At 41.8% G+C, this 14,068-nt stretch carries 15 protein-coding genes and 2 tRNA genes; 11 read left to right on the forward strand and 6 right to left on the reverse strand.

Annotated features, from left to right (window positions below):
• Positions 1-35 precede the first annotated feature (35 nt).
• A tRNA-Arg gene (locus CAL7507_RS17620) sits at positions 36-109 on the reverse strand.
• A gap of 35 nt (positions 110-144) precedes the next feature.
• Between CAL7507_RS17620 and moaC the strand changes: the two genes are divergently transcribed.
• Complete coding sequence (gene moaC / locus CAL7507_RS17625) at positions 145-660, forward strand: cyclic pyranopterin monophosphate synthase MoaC (protein WP_015129840.1); 516 nt, start codon at positions 145-147, stop codon at positions 658-660.
• Between the two features lies 1 nt (position 661).
• On the opposite strand, the gene CAL7507_RS17630 is transcribed toward moaC, so the two are convergent.
• A complete protein-coding gene (locus CAL7507_RS17630) occupies positions 662-859 on the reverse strand; it encodes a DUF2795 domain-containing protein (RefSeq protein WP_015129841.1) in 198 nt (65 codons plus the stop codon).
• Positions 860-1,085: 226 nt separating this feature from the next.
• Here CAL7507_RS17630 and CAL7507_RS17635 point away from each other — a divergent pair, with 226 nt between their 5' ends.
• From CAL7507_RS17635 to CAL7507_RS17645, 3 genes are all read left to right on the forward strand, one after another.
• Positions 1,086-1,334, forward strand: a complete 249-nt coding sequence (locus CAL7507_RS17635) for a 2TM domain-containing protein (RefSeq protein ID WP_015129842.1) — start codon at positions 1,086-1,088, stop codon at positions 1,332-1,334.
• 119 nt (positions 1,335-1,453) lie between these two features.
• Positions 1,454-1,762, forward strand: coding sequence for a DUF3181 family protein (locus CAL7507_RS17640; protein WP_015129843.1), 309 nt, complete (start codon positions 1,454-1,456; stop codon positions 1,760-1,762).
• A gap of 109 nt (positions 1,763-1,871) precedes the next feature.
• On the forward strand, positions 1,872-2,090 hold the full coding sequence (locus tag CAL7507_RS17645) for a hypothetical protein (RefSeq protein WP_015129844.1): 219 nt from the start codon (positions 1,872-1,874) through the stop codon (positions 2,088-2,090).
• A gap of 47 nt (positions 2,091-2,137) precedes the next feature.
• Here CAL7507_RS17645 and CAL7507_RS17650 read toward each other — a convergent pair whose 3' ends face one another.
• Together CAL7507_RS17650 and cobW are read right to left on the reverse strand one after the other, a co-directional pair.
• A complete protein-coding gene (locus CAL7507_RS17650; RefSeq protein WP_015129845.1) occupies positions 2,138-2,617 on the reverse strand; it encodes an ABA4-like family protein in 480 nt (159 codons plus the stop codon).
• Between the two features lie 54 nt (positions 2,618-2,671).
• Positions 2,672-3,706 (reverse strand): cobalamin biosynthesis protein CobW, encoded by a 1,035-nt coding sequence (gene cobW, locus CAL7507_RS17655; protein ID WP_015129846.1) that lies wholly within the window; start codon positions 3,704-3,706, stop codon positions 2,672-2,674.
• A 209-nt stretch (positions 3,707-3,915) separates the two neighbouring features.
• Between cobW and CAL7507_RS17660 the strand changes: the two genes are divergently transcribed.
• Entirely contained in the window at positions 3,916-4,596 is a 681-nt protein-coding gene (locus CAL7507_RS17660) for an NADPH-dependent F420 reductase (protein WP_015129847.1), read from the forward strand.
• Positions 4,597-4,704: 108 nt separating this feature from the next.
• On the opposite strand, the gene CAL7507_RS17665 is transcribed toward CAL7507_RS17660, so the two are convergent.
• On the reverse strand, positions 4,705-5,421 hold the full coding sequence (locus tag CAL7507_RS17665) for a heme oxygenase (biliverdin-producing) (protein WP_015129848.1): 717 nt from the start codon (positions 5,419-5,421) through the stop codon (positions 4,705-4,707).
• Positions 5,422-5,861: 440 nt separating this feature from the next.
• Positions 5,862-6,359, reverse strand: a complete 498-nt coding sequence (locus CAL7507_RS30940; protein ID WP_015129849.1) for an HNH endonuclease — start codon at positions 6,357-6,359, stop codon at positions 5,862-5,864.
• 414 nt (positions 6,360-6,773) lie between these two features.
• Here CAL7507_RS30940 and alr point away from each other — a divergent pair, with 414 nt between their 5' ends.
• The 6 genes from alr (at position 6,774) to CAL7507_RS17700 (ending at position 14,039) form a co-directional block, all read left to right on the forward strand.
• On the forward strand, positions 6,774-7,961 hold the full coding sequence (gene alr / locus CAL7507_RS17675; RefSeq protein WP_015129850.1) for an alanine racemase: 1,188 nt from the start codon (positions 6,774-6,776) through the stop codon (positions 7,959-7,961).
• Positions 7,962-8,066: 105 nt separating this feature from the next.
• Positions 8,067-8,148: transfer RNA gene (locus tag CAL7507_RS17680), tRNA-Leu, on the forward strand.
• A 966-nt stretch (positions 8,149-9,114) separates the two neighbouring features.
• Positions 9,115-10,194, forward strand: coding sequence for a response regulator (locus CAL7507_RS17685; protein ID WP_015129851.1), 1,080 nt, complete (start codon positions 9,115-9,117; stop codon positions 10,192-10,194).
• Between the two features lie 73 nt (positions 10,195-10,267).
• Complete coding sequence (locus CAL7507_RS17690; protein ID WP_015129852.1) at positions 10,268-10,645, forward strand: response regulator transcription factor; 378 nt, start codon at positions 10,268-10,270, stop codon at positions 10,643-10,645.
• Between the two features lie 4 nt (positions 10,646-10,649).
• The gene (locus CAL7507_RS17695) at positions 10,650-11,147 is read left to right on the forward strand and encodes a chemotaxis protein CheW (RefSeq protein WP_015129853.1); all 498 of its coding nucleotides are present in this window, start codon (positions 10,650-10,652) and stop codon (positions 11,145-11,147) included.
• A gap of 63 nt (positions 11,148-11,210) precedes the next feature.
• The gene (locus CAL7507_RS17700; protein WP_015129854.1) at positions 11,211-14,039 is read left to right on the forward strand and encodes a methyl-accepting chemotaxis protein; all 2,829 of its coding nucleotides are present in this window, start codon (positions 11,211-11,213) and stop codon (positions 14,037-14,039) included.
• The last annotated feature ends 29 nt before the right edge of the window (positions 14,040-14,068 follow it).

The following is a 14,068-nucleotide window of genomic DNA, read 5'->3' on the forward strand; positions in this document are numbered from 1 at the left end:
GAGACGCGATAAACCGCGTCTCTGCTTCCAATCAACGGGCGAGGAGGGATTCGAACCCCCGACACCGTGGTCCGTAGCCACGTGCTCTAGTCCACTGAGCTACACGCCCCTATCCAGAAAATTATAATATCACATTCTCACAAAATGACGCAAGAAAATTTTTTATCGCCTTCTCCCGCAGCCGATTTAACTCATCTGGATGCTCAAGGACAAGCGCAGATGGTGGATGTATCTGACAAAATCCCTACAGTTCGCCAAGCTGTAGCCTCCGCCAAGGTGCGGATGTTGCCAGAAACTTTTGCTACGATTCAAGCCGGCAATGCTCCCAAAGGGGATGTGTTGGCGACTGCCAGGTTAGCGGGAATTATGGCAGCCAAACAGACAGCTAACTTAATTCCTCTGTGCCATCCATTGCCGTTGCAAAAAATTGAGGTGACGGTGACACCAGATCCGCAGTTACCAGGCTATCAAATTCAGGCGATCGTCAAAACCAAAGCTGAAACTGGCGTGGAAATGGAAGCTTTAACTGCAGTTTCTGTTGCTGCCTTAACCTTATACGATATGGCCAAAGCCTTAGAAAAGTCGATTCAAATTGTAGAGATTCGCCTATTGAGTAAAACTGGCGGGAAATCTGGTGAATATTCCCCGCCAGAACCATAGCCTAGACGATATCGCCTATGGCTTTGTTAAGGTCGGCGGGACTGTTGAACTCTTCATCGTCTGGCAATTGCTCTAAGATTGAGAGTACATCCTGATCAGCCTTTTGCTTTTTAGCATGTTTAATCAATTGTTGTTTATCAGCAGGATAATCAACACCTTTCAAGTGTTTCTGGATTTCAACTGGATTTGCCTTAGTCATTTTCATCCACCTCTAAAGGTCATCTATATATTCACCAGTTGATTTATTGCCTCCCTCTATCAAAAAGATGAATAAAAAACTCCACCCACAAGGGGATGGAGGACCTTCAGTTCGATTATGCCAAAATAAACTTCTTGCTGATGTCCTATTTTTTAGGTTTTATAGCAACCCCATACCCAAAAACTTTAAAATAATGAGTGTGTATTAAAACCTGTAACAAATATTTATGCCTCCTCGTTGGCCTACTAAACCCGATCGCCAAGACCCCGCTTACCGTAAAATAGACGATCGCATGAATTTTGCCGTACATGTGGCGATCGCCGCTACGATTAATTCTGGACTATGGTTTGTTCATAATCTCAAAGCAGCTACCTGGGAATGGCTTCCTTGGGTGACAGCTGGTTGGATCGGAGTATTGTTGGTGCATCTGATTTATATTAGTGCGATCGCCAACTACTCCCAAAAATCAACCTGAAGAAGGACTGCTGATGCTAGGGCATTTGTAACCTGTGGCTGTAGGTCAGTCTGGCTAATTGAGCGATAATATTAAATAGCCTGGGAGTTTACATTCTTTATGAAGATAGGGTTATTTTTATGGCTAAGACTAACACTACAGAACTACTCGAAGCCCTAGCAGCTGAAATTGGCGAAAATGTCTACATAGATATTGCAAAGTGGCATCTTCATTTATCTGATGCCAAGTTGCATACAGTTGTTGCCGAACAACTGTATCCTTTAATTACTTCTAAGACTGTAAGTGAAGACGGTGTAATCGCCGTCCTAGAATCTATTAAAGTCAAAATTGGTGGCGGAAGAAAAGAACTGCCTTTAATCGATTTACTACCACTGCAAGGACAAGTTAACTTAGTAGATATTTTAGAAAAGTATCAGCGCGAAATTTAATTTTTGTCTGAGTAAGCACACAACAGTTAACTTTAAGAAAGATTTTCAAATTCTCAGAAGATTTGGGAGTCTAATGTTTTACTGTCTAAATAATGGAGGTATATTTATTATGTTTTTGCAAACCAAAGATACCCAGGATTTAGTGAAAATTCTTGATATTCAAGAATTAATCGATCCCAATAATGACATTGTTCATGCACAAGACCAAGAAGGTGAAGAAGAACAAGAACCTGATATTTTCAAAAAAGAAAATCTAACTTTTCCTTCAGGCGAGATTCTACCACGTTGCTGGTTAGACGCTAACTATCGCAAAGCTCAAGTTTCATAGTAGTACCATGATTTTGGTGGGCAATGCCCACCCTACAATACTAAAAACTACGTCCTAGTTGATGAAGCAGCTTTTTCTACTATTAATGTCGCTTCAGCTTCAGAACGTGGGAAAAATCTTTTAGTTATCCAGTAAGTAACGATGTGAGAAAGCAATCCTAAAGGGCCCGCAAATAAGCACATTCCAAGGGAATGAAATGTCCAAATACCTGTTTTCTGTCCTTCCCAATATATCCAACGACCAACGAACAAATCCATTACTAAAAAATGAATCCAACCTGTAGCAGCAGCTGTTTCATCGGTAAAAAAGCGGGCAATATCTGCTAATTGAGGATTAGATAAAGCTTGAGCGTTTTCTGGTGTAATGCTGCTGACAAACAAATATAAATAAGCTCCAGCTAAAACTACAAAGGGTAGATACGATTCCATAATCCTGCGTGTTACTTGCCAATTTGGCAGGAGAATCATTAATGTCCAAAAAGGCAAAACGAACAGATTGGCAACGTTGAATAGTTGAGTGATAGTCATAAGAGTCAAGAGTCAAAAGTCAAGGATTATTCTCCCAGTCCCCATTGCCAAAAATTATAAGGCTACAAGTTGCGATTCAATTTCTGCAGATTTCAAATCACGTCCAATAAAAACTAAACGGGTTTGTCTTGCTTCTTCTGGTTGCCAAAGGCGATCGTAAAACTGATCAAATCGTGTTCCTACGCCTTGCATGACTAGACGCATGGGTTTATTTGGTACGGCTACAAAGCCTTTAATCCGGTAAATTTCTTGTTGATTTACCAATGTTTGTAATTGTTTCTGCAGCTTTTCTGGGTCAAAAGACCGGTCTAAAATCAGGTGAGTTGAGGTAATCTCTTCGTCGTGGTTGTGGTCTTCTTCAGTGTCATGATGACTGGGACGGCTATCTAAATTATCTTCAACTGCGGCTTGAAATCCTAGTAAAATAGATGCATCGAGTTGACCACGATCGCTCTCGACAATCTTCACAACTCTGGGCAATTCTTGTTTAACTAGCGCTTCAACTCGCGCCTTTGTCTCGGCATCGACTAAGTCAGTTTTATTCAACACCACCAAATCTGCACAAGCAAGTTGGTCTTCAAACAGTTCTTGCAATGGTGTTTCATGTTCTAGACTATCATCTGCTTGTCTCTGGGCAGCGATCGCTTCCGGATCGCTAGCAAATGTCCCAGCGGCTACGGCTGCACAATCGACGACGGTAATCACTGCATCCACTGTCGCACCGGCACGAATTTCTTGCCAGCGAAAAGCCTTCACCAAGGGTTTAGGTAAGGCTAAACCAGAGGTTTCAATTAAAATACAGTCGATGCTATCTCGCCGCTTCAGCAACTGTTGCATCATCGGGAAAAATTCTTCCTGCACAGTGCAACATAAGCAGCCGTTCGTTAATTCAAAAATATTACTTTCACCATCTTCTGGACAAATTTGACAGGATTTCAATAATTCACCATCAATACCGAGTTCGCCAAATTCGTTCACTAAAACCGCAATGCGTCGTCCTTGGTTATTTTGAAGTAGATGGCGAATTAGACTAGTTTTGCCACTTCCTAAGAAGCCTGTAATCACCGTGACAGGAATTTTTGTAGCCATTTTTCATTTAATAGGGAATGGGGTATTGGGTATGGGAAATTAAAATTTTTCCCTATTTCCCAATCCTGTGGAACTTCAAATCTCAATAAAACAGTCTTGACTTAAGATTTATTTAGGTAAGTATCTATTAGTTAGTATATTTGCCATTTTTTCACCATACTTCTATAAGCTTACCAAATAATCGTCTCACCAAAGAAGGTATTTAAGTTATGAAAATCGGAATTATCGGTAGTGGTAATATGGGGCGTTCTTTAGGTATTCTCTGGGCACAACAGGGACATCAAGTATATTTTGGTTCCCGTGATGCAGCAAAAGGCATGGCTGTCGCTGAATTTGCCGCAAGTGGAACGCAAGGCGGTACAAATGATGAGGCGGCGGCGTTTGCTGATGTAATTTTGTGGACAGCACGAGGTGTAATGCCAAAAGAATTGCTATCTAACACTGAAGTTCTCAATAGCAAAATCATCATTGATTGCAACAACCAAGAGATCCCTGCTGAATTTGCTTATCCGATGATCGCCGAATCGTTAGCTGAGAAGCTAGCAAAAGTAATACCAAATGCTCGTGTGGTGAAAGCATTTAATACAATGGCGCAGGAGGTTTTTGAATTAGCACCAGAACCACTCAAGGATTATCAAGTTTCGGTTTTTGTCGCTGGGGATGACGAACCAGCAAAAAAAATAGTCATGCAGCTGGCTGAGGAGATTGGATTTGTGCCAGTGGATTCTGGTATTTTACGTAACGCCCGATTGGTAGAAGGTTTAGGTGATTTCATTCGCCTAATCATTATTGGCCAGCAACAAGGCAGTTATGCAACTATTTCTGTTAATATCCTACCTACTGCACAAGAACAGCGCTTAGGCGGACGGCAAGCTTCCGCTTTGAAGTGAATCCTCAATGGACAAAACTTAGGGGCAATTTCCCTGTGGTTGCTTTGCTGACAATAAAGTAATCACAGAAATATTGCCCCTAATTAAAATTTAGGGCGATCGCACAATTTATTCAGCAGTCGCTAGTTCAGTGCTACCGCGTGTGCGACGACGTGTCAAACTGTTGTAAAGCATGACACCGATGGCTTTAATTAAATTGCCTTCCAATTCCTGGAACATCTTCATGTTCATGCCAAAAGCCGCGTTAGCTTCTTCAACTATGCGATCGGCTGTAGCTTCGTCGATGGGTAATTCATCCAAAGCTTGACGATATTTAGCTTTGAATTCTTTTTCGTTGGTAATCTCTGCAAATTCATAAAAAGCGGTACCTTGTCCATCTCCAAGGTTCATCGCTGTGACAGCAATATTTTTGAGAATCTGTCCCCCAGATAAGTCACCCAGGTAACGCGTATACGAATGTGCGATTAACAGTTCTGGTGCTGTTGCAGAGATTTCTCGGATGCGCTGCACATAAGCTTCCCCGGCGCGAGATAATTGGACTTGTTCCCGCCAGTTGAAACCATAATAGAAATTTAGGTCTGACTCTAGCGTCTGCTTGCGGTTGAGTTCTGGGAAGTTAATTTTGGCAACAATCGGGTGATTACGGTGCTTTTCCATCTCCTCTTCCATTGCTGAGTAGATGAAGTAAAAGTTGCCGACTAGCTTCCGGTAGGAGTTTTTCTCCACGACCCCTTTTAAAAAGCATTTGACAAAACCGACATTCTCTGCCATTGTGTGGGCTTTTTTAGTACCTACACGCAATTTGCTTGCTAAATTGCTACTCATGCTAAATTTCTCTACTTTAAAAGGTCAACTGCCGGAGTTTTGATTTACTAACGGCTAAAACAGGCCATTAAAACGTTACCTTAAAACTATTTGATGAGAATTTATATTAAAATTTCTTAAGTCATACGCTTTTGGATTGACCCCAAAGATAAATCTAGGGGCTGGAGAATTTTACCCAGTAGGATTTTTGGTTTATTTGACTGATAAATCTCTTGCTCTGTAACACTAAGGAAATATGGGTGTAGAGCTTTACATTTTTTTACCCTAATCAGTATTCAGCACTGAGTAGGGTAAAAAAGCTATCTCTGACAGTCATAGCGAAGTGTGTTCACCGCAGATGAAGCTGCTTTTTCAAGGACAGCAAAGATTAAATAGTAGTACTACAGCGCATAACTGTAGATGGCTACTATTTCGGGGCACTTTGGCTGGAGTTTATGTTGTTAAAGACCTATAACATATTTTTGCCACTCTTGGTGCAGTCCACTCTTAAGATGCTTGCTGACTTCAAAATAGAGGCTGCTGTAGGGTTGGCGAGGAGGATGGCGCAAAGGCATGTGTGCTTCGTGCGGGGTACGGCTACCTTTCTTAACATTGCAACGCACACAGGCTGTAACAATGTTCTCCCAAGTGTCGCCTCCACCACGCGATCGCGGTATTACATGATCTAGTGTCAACTCATCGCCGGTATAACCGCAGTATTGACAAGTGTGGCTATCACGATGCAATATATTTCGGCGAGTGAGGGGAATTTCCTTGTAAGGAACGCGGACATAATGCCGTAGTCGGATCACCGTCGGCAACGGAAAGTCCGAATAGAGGTATCTGCCATTATGTTCTACACGTTCCGCCTTGCCTTTTATTAACAAAACCACGGCGCGACGCCAGCTCGTGATATTGAGTGGTTCGTAAGAGGCGTTCAGGACTAAAACCTTACCCATTGATAAGCGCTCAAGGTATTAGTTTTACATATATTAACACAGAAGTACTCTGGTTGGGAGATGAGAATAAATTATACTTCTGCCATGATTAAGTAGGTAGGCATAAATATTTATCGTTGGGAATAAGCAATCTTGCTATAGGCTTAAAAGTTTCTTGGTGTAAAGATTTTATACTCAGCTTATGTCCTCATCTACCTGACCACTGCTATAACTAGGAATTTTTCAGTGAAATCAATGGGGTAAACGTAATCATAATTACTGCTGAAGTGTTAATCATTTCTCGGTATGAAATATAGGGACTTGTGTCAATTCCCGGATGAAAGGTAAACTTCCAGATTAATCTGATTTAGCTTCTGGGAGTGCGAATAAATAGATCATCTGGAAGCCAGGTTGTGGTGATAGGAGTGAGTGAAAATGTTAAGTAGCAAACAAATTTCTGGTGTTGCTTCTCATCAAGAATGCGATACTTACGCTTGGTTCTCTCAACGTGCTTGGGTGGAGATTGATTTAGCCGCCTTGTCGCAAAATGTACAGCAGGTGGCAGGGTTTTTATCACCTAGCACCAAGTTGATGGCAGTAGTGAAGGCTGATGCCTATGGACATGGGGCGGTGACAGTTGCCCAAACAGCCCTGGAATCGGGCGCTAGTTGGTTAGGAGTGGCGACAGTTCCAGAGGGAATTCAATTGCGAGAAGGAGGGATTAAAGCGCCGATTTTAATCTTAGGGGCAACCCATACACCAGAGCAAATTCAGGCGATCGCTCACTGGAAACTCCAACCGACGCTATGCAGCCCCAAACAAGCTTTGATATTTGCCAACACCCTAGAAACAATCAAGTTTAATTCCCCCATCCCTGTACATATCAAACTGGACACAGGAATGTCTCGCTTGGGAACTAACTGGGAACAAGCGGCTGAGTTTGTGCAGTTAGTTAAACGCTTGCCCCATCTTACCGTTGCAAGTATTTATTCCCACTTGGCAACAGCAGATAGCCCTGACACTACAGTCATGAGAGAACAGCATCAACGATTTGAAGAGGCGATCGCCCAAATCACAGCCCTGGGAATCGAACTACCTTGCTTGCATTTGGCCAACTCAGCCGCCACTCTCACAGACTCGGCATTACACTACGACATTGTGCGTGTAGGTTTAGCAGTTTATGGACTCTATCCTTCTACTCATTTACAAAACACTATTCGCCTCCAACCAGTTTTACAACTCAAGGCACGAGTTACCCAAGTCAAAACAATTGCCTCAGGTACTGGTGTTAGCTATGGACACCAATTTATTGCCCCACGGGAATTACGTCTTGCCGTTGTGGGTATTGGCTATGCTGACGGTGTCCCCCGCAATCTTTCCAACAAAATGCAGGTGTTAATTCGCGGTCAGCGCCTACCGCAGATTGGGACAATTACAATGGATCAACTAATGGTGGATGTGAGTTCCATACCTGATTTACAGGAAGGGGAAGTCGTCACCTTACTTGGGGCACAAGGCCAAGAACAAATATCTGCTGACGATTGGGCCAAGGAATTAAATACGATCTCTTGGGAAATTCTCTGTGGTTTTAAGCATCGTCTGCCTCGTGTGGCGGTAATGTGAAGATAAATGAAACAAGACGCGCAGTGAAAATCTCTTTCTACTTTTTTCTTTAATTTTCCTGGCTTTGCAAATTTTGAGTTTTTTATGTTATAGTTATAAACTGATGCGGATGTGGCGAAATTGGCAGACGCGCTAGATTTAGGTTCTAGTTCCGAAAGGAGTGAAGGTTCAAGTCCTTTCATCCGCACTTATGAAAAGCTGCTACCTCCAAGATATGGGAGATTGTCTGTAAAAGCTTTATGTATCTTGGAAGCATAAATCTGGTTAACAATGCTTGGTTTAGCCCCAGAATAAGCTTTTAAGTGGTTACGCAAAATTATTTATGTTATTGCGAGCGAAATGAAATGTAGCGTAAAGCCTTCGGGAAGGCTTCGCCTACGCAATGACAAATGTATATTTAATTTTGCATTAGTACTTAGTGAGTATTGCTGATGATTTATAGGTTAATACAGTTGAGTTAAGATGATATGGTAATTTTGACCATTGGTGTCAACTTAGGCTTAAATCCGCTGAGTGTATGAGTTTTGCCCTCTCCTCCAGCCCCCTCCCATGTTTGGGAGCAGGAATTGGGCAAGCCAATAATACTATAGGTATAAAATAAAACTATTTAATTACAACTGACAGGATTAATATTAAATCTGAGAGATTATCGCTTGATTGGGAGTTACATAGATAGTGACACTAACTAGGCATTGATGTAATTTATCATTAGTAATTTACATAGCTAATGAGTAAGGATACTTACTAAAGATCAAACTTTAAGGTAACTTTGTAAAATCAGGTTTCATTTAAGTGCAAATACTTAAAAATTAGAGTTAAATATTTTAGGTTTACTAGTATTATTGCTGTGACTTTCGCATAAAAATTACTGAAAGACAAGTGCCTTTATCTAGTCTTTACATTTTTTTGGCTGATTCTCCAAAGATGTCTGGTAATCTCTGTATAAGTAAGCAAATTAACAACAACCTACGAATTGACTACGATTTTATAATCTGAAAGTAAGGCCGCTGTTGAGTTTAACTGCAAACTTGAATAAATCTTTTAGTATGTTATGCTACAAAGCACCAATACCTCATAACCTGATTGGTATTGTAGAGCAGCTTCTGCACAAATTTAGTTTACATGTATTGAATTTAGCTGAAGTAAAAGCAAAATGAACACAACTCCTCTAGGTAGCTACAGGTTGTTTCAGAAACTACATCCACTATCACTGTTGGCACAACTAACCAGTCGGCGTGCTACGGGACACCTACGTGTATATGCGGGGAAGTTTTCTTGGTCTATCTATCTCGAAGAAGGTAAACTTACTTACGCCTCTTATTCAGATAAACTATTTGAGCGACTTGACAGCCATTTACGGCGTCTGAGTCAGCAAATTCCGACTCTCAACAACACCATTCGTGTACAAATGCGGTTGATGTTTGAGACGAAGAATGAAAATCAGTCTGTAGCCAATGCAGATTATCGAGCTATTTGTTGGTTAGTAGATCAAGAATATCTCACCCCTTCACAAGCAGCGCATTTAATAGATGAATTAGCCAAAGAAGTGCTGGAATCTTTTTTGTCTTTAAAAGAAGGGAGCTATGAATTTAATTCTGAGATTTCTTTGGGTGAACTAGCAAAGTTTGGCCGGTTGGATTTGCGGTTACTGGTTGAACAGTGTCAGAAACAGTTACGCAATCGGCAAAATGTTCAGTCGCCAGTTCCCGCGAGTGGAGGTTCTGCATCTGTGGCTACAACTAAGCTACCACAAGCTCAGTCGCAATCTTCAATGAAAATTGGGCAACAATTACCACTACCAAGACAACCTAATTTTGAAGTTGCTGATGAACGTAACCAGACATTTGCTCAAAAAACTGTTGATAAGAAATTGTACACAGTTGCGTGTATTGATGATAGTCAAACGGTTTTGAATTCCATCAACCACTTTTTGGATGAGAATACATTTTCTGTGGTGATGATTAATGATCCAGTAAAAGCTTTGATGCAAATACTACGGAGTAAACCTGACTTAATTTTATTAGATGTGGAAATGCCAAATTTAGATGGCTATGAACTATGTTCTTTATTGCGGAGGCACACAAGTTTTAAAAACACACCGATTATTATGGTGACGGGTAGAACAGGATTTATCGACAGAGCAAAGGCGAAAGTAGTTAGATCATCAGGCTATTTAACCAAGCCTTTTACGCAATCAGATTTATTAAAAATGGTGTTTAAGCATATCAGTTAATTTTAGAAATAATCAGTGGTGGCATCGTAAGTAGATTTAGTAGCACGAATTTAATTGTTCAGGAGATTTAGCAGTGAATACTACTTTGCTCGGCACAATTCTGATTGTAGAAGATTCCCCCAGTGAATTAGAGTTAATGAGCCATTATCTGCAAGAAAGTGGTTATCACGTCATTCAAGCGACTGGTGCAAAAGAAGCTTTAGAAAAAGCTTTATTGGAACAACCAGATGCGATCGTTACGGATGTAGTTATGCCGGGTGTAAGTGGCTTTGAGTTGTGTCGTTACCTGAAGCGAAATCCAGTTACAGAGAAAGTTCCGATTGTGATTTGCAGTTCCAAAAATCTAGAAATTGATCGTTTGTGGGGGATGAGACAAGGTGCTGATGCCTATTTGACGAAACCGTACACACGTGAGCAACTCTTACGTGCTATTAAATCAGTAGTAATTTGAATCCATGAATAGTTCAAAAATTACACTCTCCGCCAAACATAGCCAACATAACTTGGGAGATGGCTATCTCCGGTTTCAGCTAAATCAACAAACTGCTGCTGTTTTATCAATGAGGCACACACAAGAAGCGGTGATAGTGCCTGTTGAATCCATAACAGCGATGCCAAATATACCTGCTTGTATCTTAGGATTAATGAATTGGCGGAGTCGGATAATTTGGGTGATTGATCTACCAAGAATGCTCAATTTAGAATCCTTAGACCCTAGACTCCGGCAGTACAATGTGATTGTTATTCGGGTGGAATCACTGCTTTTGGGCTTAGTTGTGCAAGAAATAAAAGGTACAGCTAAGTTCATGCCTGATGATATTCGTTCTCCTGTGGGACAAGTAGCATCTAGTTTGGTACCGTATTTACGTGGGTGTGTTGTGCAACAGCAAGAAATATTGCTGGTATTAGATGCACAAGCGATTGTCCATTCTTCCATTCTCCGCAGTGATTAGGGTGTACTACTAAGAAAATGGCTTTTTAGTGTTCTTGTTCACCTATTTCAGGGGAATTACTTTATGTTTAATAAAACTGACACGGCTAATAGCAGTAATGCTCGGAATCGAGCGTCAATAATCTCATCGGAAAAAGCTACTGATAATGTAGTGCAACTGCCACTAGAGTCTATTAATGAAACTGTTAATAATTCTCCCTTGAATCAGGCTGTTGCTTATGTGAGGCGGCTACATTTAGGCACGAAAGCCACGGTTTTAGCGATCGCTATCGGCACACTACCAGCATTGGGAATCGGTGCGATCGCTTATAAATTCGCTAGTCGCTCGATCACTCAACAAGTTACGCAAGCTCAAGAAACAGAAGCTGTCAACTTAACAGAGCAAATCAACCGTTTCATGTTTGAACGGTATGGTGATATTCAAGTACTGTCTAATCTGCCATTTTTGGTTAATTCCGAAGTTAACAAAATTACGCCTATTAAGGAAAAACAAGCAGTACTAGACCGGATTGTGGAAACTTCTAAGGTCTACGATAGCATTGCTATTGTTGATATCAACGGCAATCCACTAGTCACTACCAGCAAAGAAAATGTATCTAATCTCAAAGATCGAGATTATTTTCAAACTGCGCTGCAAAAAAATAGCGCGATTATCACCCAACCAGAAATCTCCAAAACTACAGGAATACTGAGTATTTATACGGCTGCACCGATTAAAGATAGCGTTACTGGACAAACGATCGCTGTAGTCAGAGCCAGGATGCCTGTGAAATCCTTAGAGGATGTACTCAAAAACTATTCAGCCAACGCACACGAATATCATTTAATTGATAAATCGGGAAAATTTTTCGCGGCTACAGAAAAGAATCAAGTTGGTAGAAATGCCCAAAAAGACTTTCCTGGTTTGGACAAACTCCAGTCAGCAAAAAAAATAGATAGTATCATCACCATTGATCAAATTGACAAGCAACCCCAACTAATTAGTTATGTCCCATCGAGAAAACTAGAAGGGTTGCCAGATTTAAAGTGGGATGTAGTGATTGCCACTGATACGGCAATCATCCTCGCACCGCAAAGACAGCTATTCTGGACGATCGCTATTGGTACTGCGCTCACTGCTTTGATTGTGGCAGCGATCGCCGCTTGGTTAGCTAAACGAGCCACAGAGCCAATTTTGAGCGCCACTGAGGCGGTGAGCAAACTCGGTCAAGGTCAACTCAACACCCGTCTGGAAATCCAAACAGAAGATGAATTAGGCGACTTGGCTGTAAATATTAATCAAATGGCAGACCAATTGCAAGTCTTGCTCAAAGAACAAGAACAAGACACCGAACGAGCAAAATTACTTGCAGATATTACCTTGCGGATTCGCAAAAATCTCAAAACCGAAGATATTTACAAAACTGCAGTCAGAGAAGTGCGACAAGCGCTGAAAACAGACAGAGTAATCGTTTATGAGTTAAATCCAGAGACTTGGCAGGGAATCGTTGTGGCTGAATCAATAGCTGGTATTTGGCCAAAAATGCACGGAGTGAAAATCGATGACCCTTGTTTTCGGGAACGCCATGTAGAAAATTATAAAGAAGGACGAGTCAGGGCGATCGCTAATATTTATCAAGAGCCAAGCCTCGTTAACAACAGTTGTTACATCCAAATGTTAGAGAAATTTGCTGTCAAAGGCAATTTGATCGCACCCATTATCACCGACAGCAACCTCCACGGCTTATTGATTGCCCATCATTGCGAAAGTCCCCGCGTCTGGCAACAGCAGGAAATTGATTTGTTGCAACAAACAGCAATTCAAATCAGCTATGCCTTAGAACAAGCCCAGTTACTAGAAGAATTAGAAAAAGCCAAAGCACTCGCCCAACAAGACTCGGAAGAAGAACGGGGACAAAAAGAAACCCTGCAAATGCAACTCCTAGAACTACTCAGTGATGTAGAAGGCGCAGCTAGAGGCGATTTGACGGTGCGTGCGGATGTCACCGCTGGGGAAATTGGTACGGTTGCTGACTTCTTCAACTCAATTGTGGAAAGCCTGCGGGATATTGTGACTCAAGTTAAACAAGCTGCTACCCAAGTCAACACAGCGGTTGGTTCTAACGAGGGTGCTATCCGCCAGTTAGCAGAAGAAGCGATCGCCCAAACTGCGGAAATTAACCGCACCCTAGATGCGGTTGATCAAATGACTGATTCCATTAAAGCCGTAGCGGAAAACGCCCAGCAAGCTGCTGTCATCGCCAATCATGCAGCCCACACCGCTACTAAGAGTGGACAAGCAATGGATTTGACAGTGCAAAACATCCTATTGTTGCGAGAAACAGTAGGAGAAACTGCCAAAAAAGTCAAGCGGTTGGGAGAATCTTCTCAACAAATTTCCCGCGTTGTGTCCTTGATTAACCAAATCGCCATGCAAACCAACTTGCTAGCCATCAATGCTGGCATCGAAGCAGCACGTGCAGGTGACGAAGGTCAAGGATTTGCGATCGTCGCCGAAGAGGTGGGAGAATTAGCAGCTCGCAGCGCCGCAGCCACCAAAGAAATTGAACAAATTGTGGAAAATATCCAGAGAGAAACTAGTGAAGTCGTCCAGGCGATGGAGGTAGGAACTAGCCAGGTAGTAGAAGGCACTCGCATTGTCGAAGATGCGAAACAAAGTCTCAGTCAGATTTTGGATGTGTCACGTCAAATTGACTACCTAGTACAGACAATTTCCACAGCTACCGCATCTCAGGTAGAAACATCAGAATCTGTCAGCGAATTGATGAAAGCGATCGCCGCTCTTTCCCAACGGACTAGCGACTCTTCGCGCCTCGTGTCAGAATCTTTGCAACAAACTGTTGATATTTCTCAAGAATTGCAGGAAACTGTCGGTACATTCAAGGTCAGTTAAGTCATTTGTCATTTGTCTTTTGTTCTACC

This window comes from Calothrix sp. PCC 7507 (assembly GCF_000316575.1).
Lineage (GTDB): Bacteria > Cyanobacteriota > Cyanobacteriia > Cyanobacteriales > Nostocaceae > Fortiea.

Coding starts and splice junctions, on each gene's coding strand:
- CAL7507_RS17695 (WP_015129853.1), top strand. CDS start 10,650: ATGAATAGTTCAAAAATTACACTCTCCGCCAAACATAGCCAACATAAC.
- CAL7507_RS17635 (WP_015129842.1), top strand. CDS start 1,086: ATGCCTCCTCGTTGGCCTACTAAACCCGATCGCCAAGACCCCGCTTAC.
- CAL7507_RS17685 (WP_015129851.1), top strand. CDS start 9,115: ATGAACACAACTCCTCTAGGTAGCTACAGGTTGTTTCAGAAACTACAT.
- moaC (WP_015129840.1), top strand. CDS start 145: ATGACGCAAGAAAATTTTTTATCGCCTTCTCCCGCAGCCGATTTAACT.
- CAL7507_RS17660 (WP_015129847.1), top strand. CDS start 3,916: ATGAAAATCGGAATTATCGGTAGTGGTAATATGGGGCGTTCTTTAGGT.
- CAL7507_RS17630 (WP_015129841.1), bottom strand. CDS start 859: ATGACTAAGGCAAATCCAGTTGAAATCCAGAAACACTTGAAAGGTGTT.
- CAL7507_RS17640 (WP_015129843.1), top strand. CDS start 1,454: ATGGCTAAGACTAACACTACAGAACTACTCGAAGCCCTAGCAGCTGAA.
- CAL7507_RS17665 (WP_015129848.1), bottom strand. CDS start 5,421: ATGAGTAGCAATTTAGCAAGCAAATTGCGTGTAGGTACTAAAAAAGCC.
- cobW (WP_015129846.1), bottom strand. CDS start 3,706: ATGGCTACAAAAATTCCTGTCACGGTGATTACAGGCTTCTTAGGAAGT.
- CAL7507_RS17650 (WP_015129845.1), bottom strand. CDS start 2,617: ATGACTATCACTCAACTATTCAACGTTGCCAATCTGTTCGTTTTGCCT.
- alr (WP_015129850.1), top strand. CDS start 6,774: ATGTTAAGTAGCAAACAAATTTCTGGTGTTGCTTCTCATCAAGAATGC.
- CAL7507_RS17700 (WP_015129854.1), top strand. CDS start 11,211: ATGTTTAATAAAACTGACACGGCTAATAGCAGTAATGCTCGGAATCGA.
- CAL7507_RS30940 (WP_015129849.1), bottom strand. CDS start 6,359: ATGGGTAAGGTTTTAGTCCTGAACGCCTCTTACGAACCACTCAATATC.
- CAL7507_RS17645 (WP_015129844.1), top strand. CDS start 1,872: ATGTTTTTGCAAACCAAAGATACCCAGGATTTAGTGAAAATTCTTGAT.